This window comes from Thalassovita aquimarina, assembly GCF_018219815.1.
Lineage (GTDB): Bacteria > Pseudomonadota > Alphaproteobacteria > Rhodobacterales > Rhodobacteraceae > Thalassobius > Thalassobius aquimarinus.
Genome location: NZ_JADMKU010000002.1, coordinates 233,873 through 253,731 on the forward strand (window position 1 = coordinate 233,873; position 19,859 = coordinate 253,731).

Annotated in this window: 19 protein-coding genes; 7 read left to right on the top strand and 12 right to left on the bottom strand. The window is 63.2% G+C overall.

Features of this window, described 5'->3' with window-relative positions; all coding sequences use genetic code 11:
- The first annotated feature begins 51 nt into the window (after window positions 1–51).
- From IT775_RS03650 to IT775_RS03660, 3 genes are all read left to right on the top strand, one after another.
- Window positions 52–390, top strand: a complete 339-nt coding sequence (locus IT775_RS03650) for an STAS domain-containing protein (RefSeq protein ID WP_212699719.1) — start codon at window positions 52–54, stop codon at window positions 388–390.
- Between the two features lie 46 nt (window positions 391–436).
- Window positions 437–886 carry an ATP-binding protein gene (locus IT775_RS03655; RefSeq protein WP_212699720.1) on the top strand — a complete coding sequence of 150 codons (450 nt, stop codon included), beginning with the start codon at window positions 437–439 and terminating at the stop codon, window positions 884–886.
- Between the two features lie 213 nt (window positions 887–1,099).
- Window positions 1,100–2,677, top strand: coding sequence for a gamma-glutamyltransferase family protein (locus tag IT775_RS03660; RefSeq protein ID WP_212699721.1), 1,578 nt, complete (start codon window positions 1,100–1,102; stop codon window positions 2,675–2,677).
- 88 nt (window positions 2,678–2,765) lie between these two features.
- Here the strand turns inward: IT775_RS03660 and hspQ are convergent, their stop codons facing one another.
- Complete coding sequence (gene hspQ / locus IT775_RS03665) at window positions 2,766–3,092, bottom strand: heat shock protein HspQ (RefSeq protein ID WP_212699722.1); 327 nt, start codon at window positions 3,090–3,092, stop codon at window positions 2,766–2,768.
- Between the two features lie 85 nt (window positions 3,093–3,177).
- Between hspQ and IT775_RS03670 the strand changes: the two genes are divergently transcribed.
- Window positions 3,178–4,059, top strand: coding sequence for an AEC family transporter (locus IT775_RS03670; RefSeq protein WP_212699723.1), 882 nt, complete (start codon window positions 3,178–3,180; stop codon window positions 4,057–4,059).
- An 83-nt stretch (window positions 4,060–4,142) separates the two neighbouring features.
- Window positions 4,143–4,733 carry a transglycosylase SLT domain-containing protein gene (locus IT775_RS03675; RefSeq protein WP_212699724.1) on the top strand — a complete coding sequence of 197 codons (591 nt, stop codon included), beginning with the start codon at window positions 4,143–4,145 and terminating at the stop codon, window positions 4,731–4,733.
- On the opposite strand, the gene IT775_RS03680 is transcribed toward IT775_RS03675, so the two are convergent.
- The 4 genes from IT775_RS03680 to IT775_RS03695 form a co-directional block, all read right to left on the bottom strand.
- Window positions 4,734–5,342 (bottom strand): LolA family protein, encoded by a 609-nt coding sequence (locus IT775_RS03680; protein ID WP_212699725.1) that lies wholly within the window; start codon window positions 5,340–5,342, stop codon window positions 4,734–4,736.
- A gap of 111 nt (window positions 5,343–5,453) precedes the next feature.
- Window positions 5,454–8,393: a DNA translocase FtsK gene (locus IT775_RS03685; protein ID WP_212699726.1), complete on the bottom strand. Its 2,940-nt coding sequence runs from the start codon at window positions 8,391–8,393 to the stop codon at window positions 5,454–5,456.
- A 16-nt stretch (window positions 8,394–8,409) separates the two neighbouring features.
- On the bottom strand, window positions 8,410–9,588 hold the full coding sequence (locus tag IT775_RS03690) for an aminotransferase class I/II-fold pyridoxal phosphate-dependent enzyme (RefSeq protein WP_212699727.1): 1,179 nt from the start codon (window positions 9,586–9,588) through the stop codon (window positions 8,410–8,412).
- 134 nt (window positions 9,589–9,722) lie between these two features.
- Window positions 9,723–11,057 (bottom strand): amidase, encoded by a 1,335-nt coding sequence (locus tag IT775_RS03695; protein ID WP_212699728.1) that lies wholly within the window; start codon window positions 11,055–11,057, stop codon window positions 9,723–9,725.
- An 81-nt stretch (window positions 11,058–11,138) separates the two neighbouring features.
- On the opposite strand from IT775_RS03695, the gene IT775_RS03700 reads away from it, so the two are divergent.
- The gene (locus IT775_RS03700) at window positions 11,139–12,356 is read left to right on the top strand and encodes a UbiH/UbiF/VisC/COQ6 family ubiquinone biosynthesis hydroxylase (protein ID WP_212699729.1); all 1,218 of its coding nucleotides are present in this window, start codon (window positions 11,139–11,141) and stop codon (window positions 12,354–12,356) included.
- A gap of 141 nt (window positions 12,357–12,497) precedes the next feature.
- Here IT775_RS03700 and IT775_RS03705 read toward each other — a convergent pair whose 3' ends face one another.
- Genes IT775_RS03705 through petA form a run of 3 tightly spaced genes read right to left on the bottom strand, consistent with a single transcriptional unit; the run spans window position 12,498 to window position 15,190 of the window.
- Complete coding sequence (locus IT775_RS03705) at window positions 12,498–13,289, bottom strand: cytochrome c1 (RefSeq protein WP_212699730.1); 792 nt, start codon at window positions 13,287–13,289, stop codon at window positions 12,498–12,500.
- 15 nt (window positions 13,290–13,304) lie between these two features.
- On the bottom strand, window positions 13,305–14,618 hold the full coding sequence (gene petB, locus IT775_RS03710; RefSeq protein ID WP_212699731.1) for a cytochrome b: 1,314 nt from the start codon (window positions 14,616–14,618) through the stop codon (window positions 13,305–13,307).
- 11 nt (window positions 14,619–14,629) lie between these two features.
- On the bottom strand, window positions 14,630–15,190 hold the full coding sequence (gene petA, locus IT775_RS03715) for a ubiquinol-cytochrome c reductase iron-sulfur subunit (RefSeq protein ID WP_212699732.1): 561 nt from the start codon (window positions 15,188–15,190) through the stop codon (window positions 14,630–14,632).
- Window positions 15,191–15,419: 229 nt separating this feature from the next.
- Here petA and IT775_RS03720 point away from each other — a divergent pair, with 229 nt between their 5' ends.
- Window positions 15,420–16,079 carry an outer membrane protein gene (locus IT775_RS03720; protein WP_212699733.1) on the top strand — a complete coding sequence of 220 codons (660 nt, stop codon included), beginning with the start codon at window positions 15,420–15,422 and terminating at the stop codon, window positions 16,077–16,079.
- Between the two features lie 158 nt (window positions 16,080–16,237).
- Here the strand turns inward: IT775_RS03720 and IT775_RS03725 are convergent, their stop codons facing one another.
- The 4 genes from IT775_RS03725 to dapF form a co-directional block, all read right to left on the bottom strand.
- Entirely contained in the window at window positions 16,238–16,843 is a 606-nt protein-coding gene (locus IT775_RS03725) for a glutathione S-transferase (RefSeq protein WP_212699734.1), read from the bottom strand.
- Between the two features lie 55 nt (window positions 16,844–16,898).
- On the bottom strand, window positions 16,899–17,522 hold the full coding sequence (locus IT775_RS03730; protein ID WP_212699735.1) for an FMN-binding negative transcriptional regulator: 624 nt from the start codon (window positions 17,520–17,522) through the stop codon (window positions 16,899–16,901).
- 62 nt (window positions 17,523–17,584) lie between these two features.
- Entirely contained in the window at window positions 17,585–18,847 is a 1,263-nt protein-coding gene (gene mtaB / locus IT775_RS03735; RefSeq protein WP_212699736.1) for a tRNA (N(6)-L-threonylcarbamoyladenosine(37)-C(2))-methylthiotransferase MtaB, read from the bottom strand.
- Complete coding sequence (dapF, locus tag IT775_RS03740; protein WP_212699737.1) at window positions 18,844–19,698, bottom strand: diaminopimelate epimerase; 855 nt, start codon at window positions 19,696–19,698, stop codon at window positions 18,844–18,846. The genes mtaB and dapF overlap by 4 nt, the downstream gene beginning before the upstream one ends.
- Window positions 19,699–19,859: the final 161 nt, after the last annotated feature.

Sequence of the window (19,859 nt, forward strand, 5' to 3'; positions counted from 1 at the left end):
GGATTGCTGTCTAGCCTGAGGCACAACTGCTTTCCGCGCGATGGAGGTGCCATGCAGATAATCAGCAACAACTTCGGCGACACCCAGGTGGTGTCGGTCGAAGAAAATCGCATCGATGCAGCGGTGGTGATCGCCTTCAAGGACAGGATGCGCGCATTGACCGACGGCGACACCACGCATGTGATCCTTGACCTGTCGCGGGTTAATTTCATCGATTCAAGCGGGCTTGGCGCCATCGTGGCGGCGATGAAACAGCTGGGCCGCGGCCGGGTCATGCATCTGGCCGGTCTGCAACCCAATGTCGACAAGGTGTTTCGCCTGACCCGGATGGATACCATTTTCAGGATCCACGATTCGGTGGATCAGGCGCTTGCCGCCGCGACCGGATGACCGCCCCGGACCACCCCATGTCCGCCCCCCGGAAAGGTGAAGGGCCATGACACTGCCCGACACGATCCATCTCAGCTTCACCAGCAGCAGAAGCGCCGTGCGGCGGGCCTTGGAAAAGCTGATGCAACACCTGCAGAACCACGCCGTCGGCGAAGAAGAGCGCGGCCGGATTCAGCTGGTTCTGGCCGAGGCGTTGAACAATATCGTCGAACATGGCTATCCCGGCGCGCAGTCGGGGCCGATCGAATTGCAATGCACGCTGACCGAAGCGGGACTGGACCTCGTCCTGTCCGATTGCGGGGCCCGGATACCGCGCCGCGTCCTGCTTCCCAACCCGGCACCGCCCCCTTCGGCGCGCTCCGACAATCCCCCCGAAGGCGGCTGGGGCTGGTTCCTGATTCGCGAACTGAGCGCGAACCATGCCTACCGGCGCGATGGTGACCGCAACGAATTGCGTCTGCACATCCCCTATTCCGGTGGCCACATCGAAAGCTAGGGCCTGTGCCCCGGCAGTCCAAGATTTGCCATATTGCCCTCTCAATCCCGCCCGAATGGCCCGGCATAAAGAAGATCGTAGCTGCACAGGCTTCCCTCGGCGTCATGTGTTCATAGCCCCCACCCAGTACATGGCGCCGAGGAATTTTCATCAGTTTCAAATCCTCGTGGACATCTTTAATGTGCCGCTTGAACAGCGGAGAGAAGAAAACCCATGAGAGATTTCCACCTGCCCGGCCGTTCGCCCGTCATTGCGGCTAACGGTGTCTGTGCCACCTCGCACCCCCTGGCGGCGAAAACCGCGATCGATATCCTTGAACGTGGCGGCAACGCGATGGACGCCGCGATCGCCGGGGCGGTCCTGCTGGGGATTTGCGAACCGCAAATGACCGGCATCGGCGGCGACTGCTTTGTTCTATTTTCGCCAGCCGGCAGCGATGACATCCTCGCGCTGAACGGTTCGGGCCGGGCGCCCAAGGCCGCCGATGCGGCGGCGCTGCGCGCGCGCGGATTGTCGGCGGTACCGGTTCACGGCCACGAGGCGGTGACCATCCCCGGCGCGGTCGATGCATTCTGCCGCCTGTCGGAAGATCACGGCCGGATCGGCCTGGACGCTGTTCTTGCCCCCACGATCCGCTATGCCGAAGAAGGCGTTCCCGTCGCCCCGCGCGTGGCCTCCGACTGGGCCAATGACGGCAAGGTGCTGCAAGGCCACGGGCTGCGCCATTTCATGCCTTCGGGTCAGGTGCCCGAGGTGGGTGAAATGTTCCGCGCCCCAGGTCAGGCCGAGGTGTTGCAGCGGATCGCCAAGGATGGCCGCAAAGCCTTCTACGAAGGCGAAATCGCCGAAGACATGGTCAACACCCTGCGGGCGATGGGCGGCAACCACACGATGGAAGATTTCGCCAACACCGCCTGCGAATACACCACCCCCGTCAGCGGCAACTATGCCGGGGTGGACCTGGTCGAGCATCCGCCGAACGGTCAGGGCGCGACCGCGATTCTGCTTCTGAATATCCTGAAGCATTTCGACATCGCCGGCATGAATCCGTTTGGCAGCGAACGCGCGCATATCGAGGCCGAAGCGGCCAAGCTGGCCTATGATGCGCGCAACCGGTTCATCGCCGATCCCGATCGCATGGCGCGGCTGGACCACATGCTTGCGCCGGAAACGGCGGCCAAGCTGGCGGTGCTGATCGACCCGAAAAAGGTGATGACCGCCGCCGCGCCGCTGACCGAAGCGGTGCACAAGGATACGATCTATATCACCGTCGTGGACCGCGACCGCATGGCGGTGTCGCTGATCTATTCGATCTTCCATGGCTTCGGGTCGGGCATCGCGTCGGAAAAATACGGCATCCTGTTCCAGAACCGCGGCGCGGGCTTCACGCTGGAGGAAGGGCACCCGAACGAAATGGCGGGCGGCAACCGGCCGATGCACACGATCATCCCCGGCATGCTGCGCAAGGAGGGCCGGGTTCTGATGCCCTTCGGCGTGATGGGCGGCCAGTACCAGTCGAACGGCCATGCGCGGCTGGTGTCGAACATGCACGAATTCGGACTGCCCCCGCAGGAAGCGATCGATGCGCCGCGCACGTTCAGCTTCGACGGCAAGATGCAGGTCGAGCGCGGCTATTCCGACCAGGTGCGGCAGGAACTGACCGATCTGGGCCACGATGTCGTCATCCCCGACAAGGCGATCGGCGGCGCCCAGGCGATCGTGATCCGCGACGACGGCACTCTCGAAGGCGGGTCGGACCCGCGCAAGGACGGCTGCGCGCTCGGCTACTGACACGCGGACCGCTCAATGGCCCCGCTTGCAACGATACCGGCCCACGGGCTTTCCCAGCCCGTGGGACATCGCGTTCAGGACAGGATGATCAATTCAGCTGAAAATGCAGCGGGTAGTGGCCATCCTCGAACGGCCCGAACAGGTCGGGAATGTCCGGGTGATCCACCGGTTCGCCGGAATAATCCGCCACCAGGTTCTGTTCCGAAACATAAGCGACATAGTAACTTTGTTCGTTCTCGGCGAGCAGGTGATAGAACGGCTGCTCCTTCGACGGGCGGCTTTCCTCGGGAATCGAGTTGTACCATTCCTCGGTATTGGCGAACTCCGGATCGACGTCGAACACCACGCCGCGGAACGGGTGCTTCTTATGCCGCACTACCTGGCCCAGATGATATTTTGCACGCGTTTTCAACATGGTCTTGCAGCCCCCATAACCCAGAGATAGACGCTTTGGGCAGTAAATGTCCATGTCAGAGCCCCAATTCTGAGGGAAACAGTTTGTGAACCTTGCCTTTACAGTCCTCGAAATCACCGCGCCGGTGTTTCTGTTGGCCGCCATCGGTTTTGGCTGGGTCAAAGCCGGTTTCGATTACCAGGTCCGATTCGTCACCCAACTGGCGATGTCCCTTTCGGTGCCCTGTCTGATCTTCACCTCGTTGATGCGGACCGAAATCGATCCGCAGGCGTTAACCAAACTGTCTCTGGCCGCGGTCACCGCCTATGCGGCGGTGTCGGTGCTGGCGTTTCTGTTGGTGCGGATCGGCAGGCTGGACCTGCGCACCTACATGGCGCCGATCATCTTCGGCAACACCGGCAACCTGGGCCTGCCGCTGGCGATGTTCGCCTTCGGGCAGGCCGGGCTGGGTTACGCGGTGGTGGTGTTCGCCATCATGGCGATCTGGTCCTTCACCTTCGGGGTCTGGCTGGTGGCGGGCGGCGGATCGCTGACCAAGGTGGTCAAGGAACCGCTGGTGGGCGCCACGGTGCTGGGCGGGATTTTCCTGTGGCAGGGCTGGCAAACGCCGGTGTTTCTGACCAATGCCTTGGACCTGATCGGCCAGATGGCGATCCCCCTGATGCTGATCACCCTAGGCGTTGCGGTGGCGCGGATGCATCCCGGTCATATCCGGCGCGCGACCTGGATTTCGCTGGTCAAGCTGGTGCTGTGCTTTGGCATCACATGGGTGGTCGGGCGCTGGTTTCAGCTCGACAAGATCGCCTTTGCGGTGCTGGTGATCCAGATATCGACCCCGGTGGCGGTAACCTCTTACCTGTTGGCGGAAAAATACGGGGCGGATTCGGAATCGGTGGCGGGGCTGGTCGTGGTATCCACCCTGATGTCGGTGATCGCAATTCCGCTGATGCTGGGAATTTTGCTGTAACGCGGCGGTTCTGCGGCAGCATCTCCATTTGCAGCGGGCGTCGTTTCAGCTACACTGCCAAAAAAAGTGAAAGCGAGAGGCAGATGAGCAGAACTCTTCGCGCTTTGGTCCTGTTGATGGTGCTGGCATCCTGCGGCGGCGGCAATTTTTCCGCGCCGCGGAACCTTGATAACGCCTGTTCGATCCTCAGCCAGCGCCCGAAATACGGACGCGCCTTCAAGGCCGTTGAACGCCGCTGGGGTGTTCCGGTGCACGTTCAGATGGCGACGATTTACCAGGAAAGCAAGTTCGTGGGCAATGCGCGCACGCCGTTCCGCTATGTGGCGGGCGTGATCCCGATGGGGCGGCAAAGTTCGGCCTATGGCTATGCCCAGGCTCTGGACGCGACCTGGAAGCAGTATCAGCGCGAAACCCGCAATTACCGGGCAAGACGCGACAACATCCGTGACGCGACCGATTTCATGGGCTGGTACATGACCACGACCCGGGAAAAAAACGGCGTGTCGCTGAGTGATGCGCGCAATCAGTACTTAGCCTATCACGAAGGACACACCGGATACGCACGCAAGTCCTACCGCTACAAAAGCTGGCTTCTCAGGATTTCCAGCGCGGTCGAAGCGCGGTCGGACCTGTATCAGCAACAACTGCAAAGCTGCCCGCGGCGAATCCGCTGATCAGCGATTGTCGGCATTGCTGGGCCTGGTGATGGTAAACAGCCGGTTGTTCAGCGCAACGCCGGTTTCCATCTGCCCCAGCACGACCGTGGTGCTGCCGCCGGAATCGTCATTGACCACCCATTGACGCAACTGCACCGGGTTGTCGGTGAACACCAGCTGCAGGTTGCCATATTCGGGATGTTCCGGATCCTGCGCGGTCACCGTGGTCGCGGTACCGTCATAGGAATGGCCCACCACCATGTCGGCGCGCGCCAGATCCACCCGTTCGGCCAGGATGATCGACAAGGGCGTCTTGTTCAGCGGATAGGTTTCCGGCCCGTATTCTGGCGTCTTCGGATCATAGATCGCCACCGCCCCGGAACTGGCCAGAACCAGCGTATTGTCGGGACCGGCATATTCGAACCGCATCCGTCCGGGGCGCTTGAGCATCAGCTTGCCGGTGGAAATCGAACCGTCATCGTTGATCTGGGTGAAATCCGCCTGCGCGGTTTTCATCCGATTCAAGTATGCGGACAGATCATTCAGGGAAATCTGTTCCGCCGAAACCGGCAGAGACAGGATCAGGAAAGCGGCCGCTGAGGCGATAAGTGTGCGTCGGTTGATCATGTCACCAATGTAAGCTTTCGGCACCGGAATACACCTGGTCTTTCCTCACGAATTCGCGAAAAGGCGGAAAACGGCGCGCCCGGCGGCGCGCCGCGTCACGTGCTGCCGTGATTACTGTTCAGGCACCAGGATTTCGCGTTTGCCGACATGGTTGGCGGCGCTGACCACGCCTTCGTCTTCCATCTGTTCGACCAACCGCGCGGCCTTGTTGTAGCCGATCGCCAGCTTGCGCTGAATGTAGGAGGTCGAACATTTGCGGTCCTTGATCACGATCGCCACCGCCTGATCGTAAAGCGCGTCTTCGCCAGTGGTGTTGCCGCCAAGCCCCAGCACCGCGTCGATATCGCTTTCCTTGTCCTCGTCGGGCCCTTCGACCACGCCGCCGATATAATCGGGCGGGCCGTAGGCCTTCAGGTGGTTGACGATTTCTTCGACCTCTTCGTCGCTGACGAAGGGCCCGTGGCAACGGGTGATCCTTGCCCCGCCGGCCATGTAGAGCATGTCGCCCATGCCCAGAAGCTGTTCGGCGCCCATTTCACCAAGGATGGTGCGGCTGTCGATCTTGGACGTGACCTGGAACGAAATCCGGGTCGGGAAGTTCGCCTTGATCGTGCCGGTGATCACATCGACCGAGGGCCGCTGCGTCGCCATGATCAGGTGGATGCCCGATGCCCGCGCCATCTGCGCCAGGCGCTGGATGCAGGCTTCGATTTCCTTGCCCGCGACCATCATCAGGTCGGCCATCTCGTCGACGATGACGACGATGTAGGGCATTTTCTCGGGCTGGATTTCCTCGGTCTCGAACACCGGTTCTCCGGTGTCGTCGTCGAACCCGGTCTGCACCGTGCGCGAGAACGTTTCGCCCTTGGACAGCGCATCGGCGACGCGGCTGTTATAGCCGTCGATGTTGCGCACGCCCATCTTGGACATCTTGCGATAACGGTCTTCCATTTCGCCGACGACCCATTTCAACGCCACCACGGCCTTCTTCGGGTCGGTGACGACGGGGGACAGCAGGTGCGGGATGCCGTCATAGACGGAAAGTTCCAGCATTTTCGGGTCGATCATGATCAACCGGCATTCTTCCGGCGTCAGGCGATAAAGCAGCGACAGGATCATCGTGTTGATCGCCACCGACTTACCCGACCCGGTGGTCCCCGCGATCAGCAGGTGGGGCATCTTGGCCAGGTTCGCCACGATCGGATCGCCACCGATATCCTTGCCCAGAGCCAGCGGCAGCTTCATGTTGCTGTCGCCGAAATCGCGCGCGGCGAGGATTTCGCGCAGCACCACCTTTTCACGGTTCTCATTGGGCAGTTCGATGCCGATCACGCTTCGCCCGGGCACGGTGGAAACACGCGCCGACAGTGCCGACATTGACCGGGCAATATCGTCGGACAGACCGATCACGCGGCTGGCCTTCAGGCCCGGCGCGGGTTCGAGTTCGTACATTGTGACGACGGGGCCGGGGCGGACCGACACGATTTCGCCCTTCACGCCATAATCGTCCAGCACGTTTTCCAGCATCCGGGCGTTTTCCTCCAGCGCCTCGTCGCTGAGGTGATGGCGCTGAATGCTGGTCGGATTGGTCAGCAGGCTGAGCGGCGGCAATTCGTATTGCGGCCGGTTGGAGTCGTCGAATTGCAGCGACGGTTGCGCTTCGGCCTTGGCGCGGGTCGAGGGCTGCACCGGCTTGCGGTTCAGGTGCTGCACCACCTTGCGCGGTTCCGGCGTCGGAATGGCGCGCGGGGCAGCGGGGGCGACCGGCTGATAGGGTTCTTCCTCATAAGGTTCCGCCTGATAAGCGTCGTCCTGATAGGGCTCTGCCTGATACGCGACCTGATCGAACTGCTCGACCGGCGCCTCTTCCAGCGGCACATCCTCGGCAAAGGGCGTGTCGTCATAGCCCATGTCCTGCGGCGCGGTCCCCGCAAGGGGCGCGACATGCGATGCTGTCAGCGGCGGTTCAGGCGGCAAGCCGGCCTGCGGCTGTGCGTTCAGGATCAAGGGATCAGGCCCGCGGCCGCGACCCTTGGTCAGCGGCGCCACGGTTTCGACCTGAACATTGGGGTTCTGGCGTACCCGGCTCTTGATCACGTCGGCGATCTTGGCCTTGATCCGGTCGTCCTCGGGGGCGGCGACATCCGCAGCCATGGGGCTTTCGACCAGTTCCGGTTCGGGCAGGTCCTCGGGCGCCGGGTCCGGGCGCCGGATCAGCGCCGGCATCCGTTTCAGCAACCCGGGCCTGGCCGGTTCGGGGTCGTCCTCGATCACCGGTTCGGGGTCCTCGGCCCAGGCATTCTGCACCTGCCATTCGGCCTGCTGCTGCGCCAGCTGCTGGCGGGTCTCGCGCCGGGCGGCATTGCGGGCCTGCAGCGCCTGCGCGGCACCGAACGCGCCGGTCGCGCCCCGACCCAGCAGGGTCATCAGCGTGGCATAGGTCATGATCACGCCGACCAGCAGGAAACGCGCGATCAGCCGCAGTTCCGGCAACGTGAAGCCCAGGACGAAAGCACCAAGTGCGATCATCGAGACTGCCAGCAGGAGCGAGGCGATTTTCAATCCGATGCTCATGCCCACCGGCAGGAAATTCAGGAAAGCGCCCAGAACGGTGTCACCGAAACGCCCGCCCAGCCCGAAACCGTGGGACCAGTCGGCCCCAGGAACCAGCGTTGAGGCATAGACGGAGGTGACCGCGATCAGGATCGGCAGGAAGATCAGCCGGCCAAAGGCGCGCTCAGACCCTTGATGCAGCGCCAGCCGCAGCCCCCAGCCGATCAGGGCCAGCGAAATGATCCAGCTGCCGTTGCCCACGACCACGAACAGGAAGGCGGAAATCGACGCGCCGGTCCGGCCCAGCCAGTTCTGCACCGGTGCATCGGTGGCCGACATGAAGGACGGATCGTCGGGATGATAGGACACCACCATCGCCGCCACGGCTAGCCCCAGGATCGCCAGGACGATGCCCAGAAGCTCCTTGCCGCGTTTTTCGATCGCGGCCTGCATGTCGCTGTCAAACAGCGGATCGCGCCCTCGTGTCTGATATGCCATTCCTGCCCTCGTCCACTTACCCATAGATGCAGTCGCGCAACCGGATCAGCCCGCGCCGCATGTCTTCTTTTGGGGCCACCATCGCGACCCTTATGTATTCCTTGCCGGGATTGAACCCGTCCACGTCCCGCGACAGGTAGGCCCCCGGCAGCACCCGAACGCCGGTTTCCTGCCAGAGCTTCAGCGCAGCCGCTTCGCCGTCTTCGACCGGCAGCCACAGGAAGAACCCGGCCTCGGGGCTCATGTAGCCCTCGACGCCCGCGAAAATCTTGTCCGCGACGGCGTATTTTTCCCGATAGAGGCGGCGGTTTTCGATCACGTGATCCTCATCCGCCCACACCGCCTCGGCCACCCGTTGCAGCGGCAGCGGCAAGGGCGCGCCGGCATAGGCGCGCAACTGCTTGATCCGCTTCAGGCAATCCGGCCCACCGGCCACAAAGCCCGACCGCAGGCCCGGCAGGTTCGACCGTTTCGACAGCGAATGGAAAATCAGCACCCGTTCGGGATCGGCGCCCAGTTCCTGCGCCACCTGCAACGCGCCCACCGGCGGGTCGTCGCGGTAGATCTCGGAATAGCATTCATCGGCGAAGATGCGGAAATCGTGCTTTTCCGCCAGCCGGATCAGATCGGCCCAATAGTCGCGCGACGCCACCGCGCCCTGCGGGTTCGCGGGCGAACAGATATAGGCCACGGCGGTGCGGTTCAGAACGTCCTCGGACAGGCCGGTGAAATCGGGCAGATGGCCGGTTTCCTTCGTCGCGGGAACGAACACGGGTTCGGCCCCCACGGAAATCGCCCCGATCATGTAGACCTGATAGAACGGATTCGGCATCAGCACCACGGGCTGCTGGCCGTTCTTCGCTTCTGGGATCAGCGCCATCGCGGCGTTGTAGAGCCCTTCGCGGGTGCCGTTCAGCGGCATCACCTGCGCCGACGGGTCGACCGACACGCCGTAACGGCGCTTGATCCAATCGGCGATCGCGCCCTGCAATTCGGGCGTGCCGTCATTCGGGGGGTATTTGCCGAAGCCGTCGATATTCTTGGCCAGAACCCCAGCAACCCAATCGGGGAAGCCGTGTTTCGGCTCGCCAATGGTCATGTGCATGACCTCGCCACCCGGCTCAAACACGTCCAACAGGGCGCGCAGACGCGGGAAAGCATAAGCGGGTAGGTTCGAAAACCGCTCGGGAAACATCTAATACTGCCTCAGGTTACGGGATCATTTGCGCCCCGATTTTTTGTCAGATTACCCAATGACATGGGTTTCGTCCAGATTATTGCAGCAGGGCCCGGGGGCCCTGTGACCTTTTTGACGAATCGGTGATGGCGTCAGTCGGCGCGCAGAACCGCTTCGGCCGCCGCCGCGACGCGCAACAGGCGTTCTTCCTGAAACGGCAATCCGTTCAACAGGATACCGCAGCTGGGCACGCCGGTGGGCAGGGTCACACCGCAATTTCCCATCAGGTTTCCGACCCGCGTGTTGTTCAGCGTCAGCAGGTTTTCGGTGACGTAATAATCGTCCTCGCCCATCAGCCGGTCCAGTTTCGGCGGCAGGTTCGGAGAGGACGGGCACAGCACCGCATCGAAGCCCGCGACACGGGCGTACCAGCGATTGCGATACCCTTCCAGTTCCTGCCACGCGGCAACGTAATCGGAACCCAGATGATGCGCCCCGCCCCGGAACCGGTCGAGAATGCGATCGAACATCAGGCCCGGATTGGCCTCGATCACCTCGCGCCAGGTGCCATAGGCCTCGGTGGTGAACAGGATCGCGGCCAGGTCCATCGCCTGCGCCACTTCCGGCGCGTCGATCTTAACGATCTCCGTCCCGGCCTCGGCCAGCTTCGCCACCGCGTCGTCGAAGGCCCTAAGCGGTTCTTCCCGGCACGGCTCCAGCACCGCCGTCTGCAGCACGGCCAAGCGCTTGCCCTGCAGGGTCGCGCCGCGCAGGTCCGCCGCCTTGCCGCCCTCCAGCATGGCCAGCATCAGCGCCGCGTCTTCGACCGTGCGGCACAGCGGGCCGACGGTGTCGAATTTTTCGCAAAGCGGCACCACGCCCTGCAGCGTGATCCGCCCCGGCGTGGTCTTCAGCCCGACCAGGTCGTTCCAGGCCGACGGAATCCGCACCGACCCGCCGGTATCCGACCCGATGCCGCAGGCCGCCAGCCCGAAGGCGACCGAGGTCGCGGCGCCCGACGACGATCCGCCCGACACCGCGTCATGGTCGTTCACGCAGGGCGGGGTCGCGGTCACCGGGTTCAGCCCCAGCCCGGAAAAGGCCAGTTCGCTCATATGGGTTTTGCCCAGGCAGACCAGCCCGTTGGCGGTCGCGTTGCGCAACACCGGCGCATCGCGCTCCGGCACCCGGTCCTTCAGCAGAGCGGATCCGGCCTCGGTCGCCACGCCGGCGGTATCGAACAGGTCCTTCCAGCTGATCGGAATCCCATCCAGCGGCGACAGCCGGTGGCCGGATTTGGCCCGCTCGGACGCGGCCTCGGCCTCGGCCATGGCTCGGTCGGCGGTGACGCGGGCATAGATCCGGTCGCGGAACGGGTGCGCCTCGATCGCGTCCAGATAGGTGCGCGTCAGCGCCACCGGGTCGATCGATCCTTCGGCAATTCCCCGCCCAAGATCAGCCGCGCTTTTTTCCAACCAGTCCTGCATCGCAAACTCCTCGTCTTTGCGGGAACGGTAGCGGCAGCGGAACGCATGGACAATCCCGATTAGAGGCGCATATTGCATCCCATGACCTATGACAGCGAAATCCTCATCGTGGGCGGCGGGCTCAATGGCCCGGCCTTGACATTGGCTCTGGCGCAGGCCGGCTTTGGCGTCACCGTGATCGATGCCCTGCCCCGCGCCGCACAGAATCAGGCGGATTTCGACGGCCGCGCCTATGCGCTGGCGCTCGCCTCGCAACGGCTCCTGGCCAATATCGGCATCTGGCCGGAGGTCGCCGATCACAGCCAGCCGATGCTGGAAATCAAGGTCAGCGACGGCCGCGCCGGCGAAGGGCCGCTGTCGCCCTTCTTCCTGCATTTCGATCACGCCGAGATCGAAGAAGGCCCGATGGGTTACATGCTCGAGGACCGCTACCTGCGCCGGGCGCTGTTTCAGGCGATGGCGGCATCCGACCGGATCACGCTGCTTGATGGCGAAACCGTCACCGAACAGGACACCAGCGGCAATGGCGTCAGCCTGACGCTTGCCTCCGGCAAGACCCTGCGCGGGCAGCTTCTGATCGGCTGCGACGGACGCAAATCCGGCACCGCCGAACGCGCCGGGATCACCCGGACGGGGTGGGAATACGGTCAGACCGCGCTGGTCTGCGCCATCGAACACGACCTGCCGCATCACGGCATCGCGCATCAGTTCTTCATGCCGCCCGGGCCGCTGGCAATCCTGCCGCTGCCGGGCAACATGTCTTCGATCGTCTGGTCGGAAAGCGACGAAAACGCCGCCGCGTTCCAGGCCCTGCCGGACGAAGACTACCTGCAGGTGCTGCGGCCGCGATTCGGAGACTTCCTCGGCGATATCCGGCTGGCCGGCAAACGTTTCACCTATCCGCTGAACCTGACCATCGCCGACAGTTTCATCGCCGACCGGCTGGCGCTGATCGGGGACGCTGCGCATGGCATGCACCCGATTGCCGGCCAGGGGCTGAATGCCGGGCTGCGCGATGTCGGCGCGCTGACCCAGGTCCTGTCCGAGGCACGCCGCCGCGGCGAAGACATTGCCTCGGAACAGGTGCTCGAACGCTACCAGCAATGGCGCCGCTTCGACACCGCGACGCTGGCGCTGACCACCGACCTAACCAACAAGCTGTTTTCCAACGACAACCCGCTGCTGCGCGCCGCCCGCGACCTCGGCATGGGGATGATCAACGCGATGCCGGGCCTGCGCCGCAACTTCATCCGCGAAGCCGCGGGCCTGACCGGCGACCTGCCCGAACTAATGCGCTAAGCCGCTTTTTCTTGGCCCAAATACCCCGGGGAAGTCGTTGAAAATCCCCGGATTTTCAACGGCGGGGGCAGCGCCCCCAGACCAGACAAAGAAAAAGCCCCGCCAAAAGGCGGGGCTTTCTCAATTCCAGAGGAAGGATACTTACGCTTCCTTCGCCTTCTTCTTGACCGGCGCCCAGAGGCGCTTGTTGGTCAGGTAGAGAAGAACCGACAGCACCGACAGGAACAGCACGGCGACGAAACCGGCATGCTGACGCGCCATCATCTTGGGTTCGGCGGCCCACATCAGGAAGGCGGCAACATCGGTCGCTTCGTGATGCAGCTCGTTTGAATGGCCGTCGGCGAATTCCACATCCTCACCGGCCAGCGGCGGCGCCATTGCGATCCAACCGCCGGGGAAGGCGGTGTTTTCGTAATAGGTAGTGCCCGCTTCTTCCTTCTCCTCGCCGGTATAGCCGGTCAGGATCGAGACGATGTATTCGGGCCCGCCGATGCCCTTGAAGAACTGGTTGATCCCCGACCCGTAAGGGCCGTGGAAACCGGCACGGGCCTTGGCCATCAGCGACAGGTCCGGCGCGGCTGCCAGGCCCGATGCCGGGAAGTGATCGGCCGGCGTGCGCGGGCGCATGTCGTCCAGTTCCGGGTCATAGATGTCCATCTGCGCCGCGTAGGCGCGGACCTGGTCTTCCGGCAGCGCCGGGCCGCCTTCGTCGGCCAGGGTGCGGATCGGCACGAACTTCATGCCGTGGCAGGCCGAACAGACCTCGGTATAGACCTGCAGGCCGCGTTGCAGCTGCATCTGGTCGAAGGTGCCGAATGGACCTTCGAAGGAAAAGTCGACATCTTCGATGTGGTTTTCCCCGCCTGCGGCGGCCGCGCCACCCGCCGAAAGGGTCAGGGCGGCAACTGCGGTAATCGCGAGTTTCTTAAGCATTATCCCGTTTCCTTCTTACTCGGCAGGCTTGCCATAGTGGGCGTTGAAGTCTTCCTCGATCGTGGCCGGGGCCTCGGTCGGTTTCTCGATCACACCGAGGATCGGCAGGATCACCAGGAAGTAGGCGAACCAGTAGGTGGCGCCGATCAGAGAGATGGTCGAATAGGGCGGTTCGGCGGGCATCGCGCCGGCCCACATCAGGACGACGAAATCCAGCACCAGGAGGTAGAACCACCACTTGAACATCGGCCGGAACCGGCCCGAACGCACCCGGCTGGTATCCAGCCACGGCACCAGCGCCATCACCAGGATCGCGCCGAACATCGCCAGCACGCCGAAGAACTTGGCGTCGATGATGCCGCCGGTGATCCAGCTTGCCGCCATCACCACCCAGACATCGCCGGTAAAGGCGCGCAGGATCGCGTAGAAGGGCAGGAAGTACCATTCCGGAACGATATGCGCGGGCGTCGCCAGCGGGTTGGCCTCGATGTAGTTATCGGGGTGGCCCAGGAAGTTCGGCATGAAGCCGACGATGGCGAAGAACACCGCCAGAATGACCGCCAGCGCGAACACGTCCTTGATCACGAAATAGGGCCAGAACGGCAGGGTGTCTTTTTCGGCTTCCTCTTTCGAACCGCGACGCACTTCAACACCGGTCGGGTTGTTGTTGCCGGTGGTGTGGAACGCCCAGATATGCACGATCACAAGACCGGCAATCACGAAGGGCAGCAGGTAGTGCAGCGAGAAGAAGCGGTTCAGCGTTGCGTTGTCCACGGCAGGCCCACCCAGCAGCCAGGTCTGCAGCGATTCACCGATGAACGGGATCGCGCCAAACAGGCCGGTGATCACGGTTGCACCCCAGAACGACATCTGACCCCAGGGCAGAACGTAGCCCATGAAGCCGGTCGCCATCATCAGCAGGTAGATGATCATGCCGACGATCCAAGTGATTTCGCGCGGCGCCTTGTAGGAACCGTAGAACAGGCCGCGGAAGATGTGGATATAGACCGCGAAGAAGAACAGCGAGGCGCCGTTGGCATGCAGGTAGCGCAGCATGAAGCCGCCGTTCACGTCGCGCATGATGTGTTCGACGCTGGCGAAGGCCAGGTCCACATGCGGCGTGTAATGCATCACCAGCACGATGCCGGTGACGATCTGCAGCACCAGGCAGAAGGCCAGGACGATGCCCCAGATCCACCACCAGTTCAGGTTCTTCGGCGTGGGGATCATCAGGGTGTCATAAAGCAAACCGACGATCGGAAGGCGGCCGTGCAGCCACTTTTCCGCGCCGGTTTTCGGTTCGTAATGGTCGTGAGGAATTCCGGACATGCTACGCTCCCTTAACCCAGCTTGATCGTGGTTTCGTCTTCGAAGACGGCGATGGGCACATCCAGGTTCCGCGGCGCGGGACCTTTGCGGATACGACCGGCGGCATCGTAGTGCGACCCGTGGCACGGGCAGAACCAACCACCGAAATCACCCGATCCGTTGCCGATCGGCACGCAGCCCAGGTGGGTGCAGACCCCGATCATCACCAGCCATTCGCCGGCTTCGTCCAGCGAACGGTTCTCGTCCGACGCGTCGGCGTCGGGCTTGTTGGCGTTTTCCGATTTCGGGTCGATCAGGTCGCCCAGGTCCACCGAACGCGCGGCGGCGATTTCTTCCTCGGTACGGCGACGGATGAAAACCGGCTTACCCAGCCATTTAACGGTCAGCTGGGTGCCCGTCTCAACGCCTGAAACGTCAACACGAATCGAGGCCAGCGCCTTCACGTCGGCGGAGGGGTTCATCTGATTGACAAGCGGCCAGACAGCGGCACCTGTGGCGACGGCACCGGCACCAGCGGTGGCGTAGTACAGGAAGTCCCTGCGGGTGCCTTCGTGATCTTCTGCGTGGGACACGAGGTTCTCTCCATTTTTCGGCCAGACCTGGCCAATATCGGTTGGGGCCGCAAAATGTGCAGCCTTTCCGAGGCGCTATTTAGCGGGGGATTCCCGCTCAGTCCAGCAGACAATGTTCCGGAGGGGTTGCACGGTTGCAACAGATGCCTATCTGTCGCGGTTGAGCAGCACTGTTTCAAGGTCTATGCTGCGGCACAGAAACGCTGCCCTTTTCCTGAAGGAAACCCCAATGTCACGCCTTCTTTCAACCACCTCGGCCCTGATCCTTTGCACGGCGGGTGCCGTGAGTGCGGAAACCCAGATCAGCCTTTACGGCGGCTGGCAGACGTCGCCGCACAGCCGCGTCACCGGCACGCTGCCCGCGGGAGTGACCTATCCCGGGTCGTTCAGCAAATCGATCGGCTGGGACGGCAAATCCTTCACCATGCCGCCCTATTACGGTGCCCGCGTCACCTTCTGGCAAGGCGGCAACTGGGGCTGGGGGGTCGAGTTGAGCCATGACAAGGCTTATGCCGGGTCGGACATGTCGCCGGAATTCACCCGGCTGGAATTCACCGACGGCCACAACATCCTGACCGTGAACTACATGAAGCGCTGGCCCGGAAAATGGGACAAGTTCACCCCCTATGTCGGCGCTGGCGTCGGCATCGCGGTTCCGCATGTCGACATCACCCCGGCCGGCGGCCAGCATACCTATGAGTATCAGTATACCGGCCCGGCCGCGCGACTGACCGCGGGCGCCAGTTACCAGCTGAACGACCGCTGGGGGCTGTTCGGGGAATACCAGTTCACCATTTCGGACAACGATGTGGACCTGACCGGCGGCGGCGACCTGCATACGCGGATCATCACCAACGCGCTGAATGTCGGTGTGAGCTTCGCGTTCTGAGCGGGACCTGAAAAGAGGTGCGTGCCGCCGGCGCGCGCCTGTCTGCCTCGTCGCAGGCCCTTGGCCTGACGTCTCGGGGATAAAGGGGCGCAGCCCCTCTGCGCGCCAGGGGCGCGCATTCACCCCGGGGTATTTTCACCAAGAAAAAGCAGGCAGCGTCAGTCGCTGGGCTGAGTCGCCTTCATGCTGTCGCGGCTGTTGAACACCGCGAACCAGTCGTCCAGCGCGTCGTTGCCCTTGCGCCAGTTGCGGTCGGCATGGCGGAAATCCAGATATCCGAGCGCGCAACCGATGGCGATCTGGCCGATGTTCAGCGGCCCGGTCAGGTGGCTCATCCAGCGGTCGTTGACCGCCTTGACCCCGCGCGATGCCTTTTGCCATTGCGCCTCGACCCAGTCCTCGAACACCATGTGCGGCGGTCGCACCCTGCTTTCGTAGACCATCAGGACGGCAGCATCGAGGATGCCGTCGGCGGTGGCCTCCAGCGTCATCACCTCCCAGCGGCTGGCATCCGGATAGAGCCCACCGCCCGCACGGTCATTCAGGAACTGGCAGATCACCCGGCTGTCATACAGCGCCGGCCCGTCGCCGCGGATCAGCGCCGGGATCTTGCCCAGCGGATTGACCGATTGCAGTTCGACCGGCGTCGATACCGCCGTGGTCTTCACCGGCAACAGTTCGACATCGTCGAGCTGTCCGGTTTCGCGCAGCACCACCTCGACCTTGCGGACAAACGGCGACGCGGGCGAATAGACGAGTTTCATTGTGCTCTCTCCCTCTAGTTCGGGGCGAGCTTACCATCGCGAACGGGGCTGTCCATCACTGCTGTGGCGGCAGATTCCGCATCAGGGCCACCAGCGCGGCAACCTCGCTGCCGAAACCCGTTGCTTCCATAGCCGCAGCGGCGGCAAGGCGCGCTTCCTCCGGCTTGTTCTGGGCCAGTTTCCAGGTTCCGTCGACATCTTCGATCCGCAGCCGCGCCGGGACGATCATCCGCATAAGTCGCTCCATCGCCTCGGACGGCATCTTGTCGCTTTTCCAGATCCGTTTCGGCGCAAGATCGGCCTCGAACCGGTCCGACAGACGGTCAAGCAGCGGCCGCAGTTCGGATTGCGGCAACAATTCCGCCGGGCCTGACACGTGTACCGCAACGTAATTCCAGGTCGGCACCTGGTCTTCGATCCCGTACCAGTCAGGCGAGACATAGCCATGCGGGCCGGAAATGGCGATTTTCACCGGTTGGGCCGATTTCAACCGCGCCGCGATCGGGTTGGAGCGAACGAGGTGAAACAGCAGGTCGTCGCCCTCGATCAGGAACGGGATATGCGACATGAGCGGCGCGCCGTCCTGATCGGTGACGGCGAGGATACCGAAACCAGTTTCCCGTGCGAATTCAAGGTTCTGCTGGCGCGGCACCTTGCGATAGGTGGGATTGGGATGCATGGCGGCCCCTCTGTTGTCTGGTTCGGCGGCACGGTCCCGCAGATGACCACCCAAGGCAAGGGTTATGCGGTCAGTTGCGTGCCCGAGATGCCGGAAATCCGCGCCTCGACGATCGCGCCTTCGGTCTGCGCGGTGGCGAACGTGACCTCGGTGAACTGTTCGGTGCGCCCCATGTGGGGGTTTTCCATCAGGATGCGGTGGGGTCGGCCCACCTGATCCGCCAGGTGCCTGGCCACCTGCGCCGCACCCGCTTCGCGCAGCCGGGCGGCGCGGGCCTTGATGACATTGCCGTCGACCTGGTTCGGGATTTTGGCCGCAGGCGTGCCTTCGCGCTTCGAATAGGGGAAGACGTGCAGCCAGGTCAGGTCGCATTCGGTGACCAGCTTCAGCGAGTTTTCGAAATGCGCATCGGTTTCGGTCGGAAACCCGGCGATGATATCGGCGCCAAAGGTCATGTCGGGGCGCAGCCTGCGCGCCTCCTCGGCGAAGCGGATCGCGTCGTCGCGCAGGTGGCGGCGCTTCATCCGTTTCAGGATCAGGTCGTCGCCATGCTGCAACGACAGGTGCAGATGCGGCATCAGGCGCGGTTCGGTGGCGATGGCCTGCATCAGGTTTTCGTCCACCTCGATCGAATCGATGGATGAAATGCGCAGCCGCGGCAGGTCGGGCACCAGTTTCAGGATGCGCATCACCAGATCGCCCAGTTTCGGCCCGGCAGGCAGGTCAGCACCCCAGGAGGTCAGGTCGACCCCGGTCAGCACCACCTCGTTATAGCCCTTGTCGACCAGCCGCTTGATCTGATCGACCACCACGCCTGCGGGGACGGATCGCGAATTGCCCCGGCCGTAAGGGATGATGCAGAAGGTGCAGCGGTGATCGCAACCGTTCTGCACCTGCACATAGGCGCGCGACCGGGTGCCGAAGCCGTCGATCAGGTGACCGGCGGTTTCGGTGACGCTCATGATATCGTCGACCTGCACCTTTTCGGTGGTGCCGATGAAATCGGGGCCCATATTGGCCCAGGTTTCCGGCTGCATCTTTTCCGAATTGCCGATGACCAGGTCGACCTCGTCCATCTTGGCGAAGGTTTCCGGTTCGGTCTGGGCGGCGCAGCCGGTGACGATCAGCCTTGCATCGGGATTGTCGCGCCGCAGTTTGCGAATCTCCTGCCGCGCCTTGCGCACCGCTTCGGCGGTGACGGCGCAGGTATTGACTACCACGGCGCCTTCGACCCCGGCCTGCTGGGCCAGGTCCTTCATCGCTTCGGTTTCATAGGCGTTGAGCCGGCAGCCGAGCGTGGCGAAAACGGGGGGCTTGGCGGTCACTGGACCTGCTCCTTCACCGAGGCGATGAAGCCGGGGGTCAGATGGGCGGTGAACACGTGCATGGTTTCGCCGGTCATCCAGACGCCGTCATCTTTCCAGTCGATTTGCAGACTGCCGCCATCCAGATCGATCCGCACCGAGCGCCCGGTCAGGCCCCGGCGTGCCGCGGCGACTGCCGTGGCGCAGGAGGAGGAACCCGAGGCCAGTGTCACCCCGACGCCGCGCTCCCAGACCCGCATGCGCAGGTGATCCGGCCCGATCAGCGACGCGAACTGCACATTGGTGCGTTCGGGGTAAAGCGGATGATGTTCGATCTCCGCCCCGCGGGTTTGCAGATCGACAGCCTCGGCATCCTCCACGAAGAAAGTGCAATGCGGGTTGCCCATGCCGGTAGCGGTGGGCGTGCCCTCGATCGGCAGTTCCAGCGTGTCGATGTCGCGTGCCAGCGGGATTTCATCCCACGCAAGCTGCGGCTGCCCCATGTTGACCGAGGTCAGCCCGTTTCCCGCATCCACAGCGTAGAGATCGCCGCGATCGGTGGTCAGGTGCAGTTCGCGCTTGCCGGTCTCCTCCATCAGGTGGCGCGCGATGCAGCGGGTGGCGTTGCCGCAGGCGGCCGAGGTCGATCCGTCCGAATTGTAGAACACCAGATGCGCGTCGCCCGCGCCCCGTTCGATCACCGCCAGCTGATCGTAGCCGACCCCCTTGTGCCGGTCGGCGATGGCGATCACCAGCTCGGGCGGCAGGTCGACAGCATGCGCGCGCGCATCGACGACGACAAAGTCGTTGCCAAGCCCGTGCATCTTCATGAAGGGCAAAGGGGTATCCGCGCTGTTTTCCATCGCGCCCATATACGCCTGATTCCCCCCGCTTTCCAGTACCGCCCGGCGCAACCCCGGCATGGTCCGGCGACAAGGATGGATTCCATATCCTGCCCTGCCGGCAGGCCTGACCGCCACGCCGAACAGATTCCCTTGTTTTTCAAGGCAAAACTAAGGAAATGAGAAAACAT

Bases quoted from the DNA above. Each gene is read 5' to 3' on its own strand.
- IT775_RS03695 (WP_212699728.1), bottom strand. From the start codon at position 11,057: ATGCAGGACTGGTTGGAAAAAAGCGCGGCTGATCTTGGGCGGGGAATT.
- IT775_RS03675 (WP_212699724.1), top strand. From the start codon at position 4,143: ATGAGCAGAACTCTTCGCGCTTTGGTCCTGTTGATGGTGCTGGCATCC.
- petB (WP_212699731.1), bottom strand. From the start codon at position 14,618: ATGTCCGGAATTCCTCACGACCATTACGAACCGAAAACCGGCGCGGAA.
- IT775_RS03685 (WP_212699726.1), bottom strand. From the start codon at position 8,393: ATGGCATATCAGACACGAGGGCGCGATCCGCTGTTTGACAGCGACATG.
- IT775_RS03660 (WP_212699721.1), top strand. From the start codon at position 1,100: ATGAGAGATTTCCACCTGCCCGGCCGTTCGCCCGTCATTGCGGCTAAC.
- IT775_RS03650 (WP_212699719.1), top strand. From the start codon at position 52: ATGCAGATAATCAGCAACAACTTCGGCGACACCCAGGTGGTGTCGGTC.
- IT775_RS03690 (WP_212699727.1), bottom strand. From the start codon at position 9,588: ATGTTTCCCGAGCGGTTTTCGAACCTACCCGCTTATGCTTTCCCGCGT.
- IT775_RS03730 (WP_212699735.1), bottom strand. From the start codon at position 17,522: ATGCATCCCAATCCCACCTATCGCAAGGTGCCGCGCCAGCAGAACCTT.
- IT775_RS03700 (WP_212699729.1), top strand. From the start codon at position 11,139: ATGACCTATGACAGCGAAATCCTCATCGTGGGCGGCGGGCTCAATGGC.
- IT775_RS03725 (WP_212699734.1), bottom strand. From the start codon at position 16,843: ATGAAACTCGTCTATTCGCCCGCGTCGCCGTTTGTCCGCAAGGTCGAG.
- IT775_RS03655 (WP_212699720.1), top strand. From the start codon at position 437: ATGACACTGCCCGACACGATCCATCTCAGCTTCACCAGCAGCAGAAGC.
- IT775_RS03720 (WP_212699733.1), top strand. From the start codon at position 15,420: ATGTCACGCCTTCTTTCAACCACCTCGGCCCTGATCCTTTGCACGGCG.
- dapF (WP_212699737.1), bottom strand. From the start codon at position 19,698: ATGGGCGCGATGGAAAACAGCGCGGATACCCCTTTGCCCTTCATGAAG.
- hspQ (WP_212699722.1), bottom strand. From the start codon at position 3,092: ATGTTGAAAACGCGTGCAAAATATCATCTGGGCCAGGTAGTGCGGCAT.
- IT775_RS03680 (WP_212699725.1), bottom strand. From the start codon at position 5,342: ATGATCAACCGACGCACACTTATCGCCTCAGCGGCCGCTTTCCTGATC.
- IT775_RS03705 (WP_212699730.1), bottom strand. From the start codon at position 13,289: ATGCTTAAGAAACTCGCGATTACCGCAGTTGCCGCCCTGACCCTTTCG.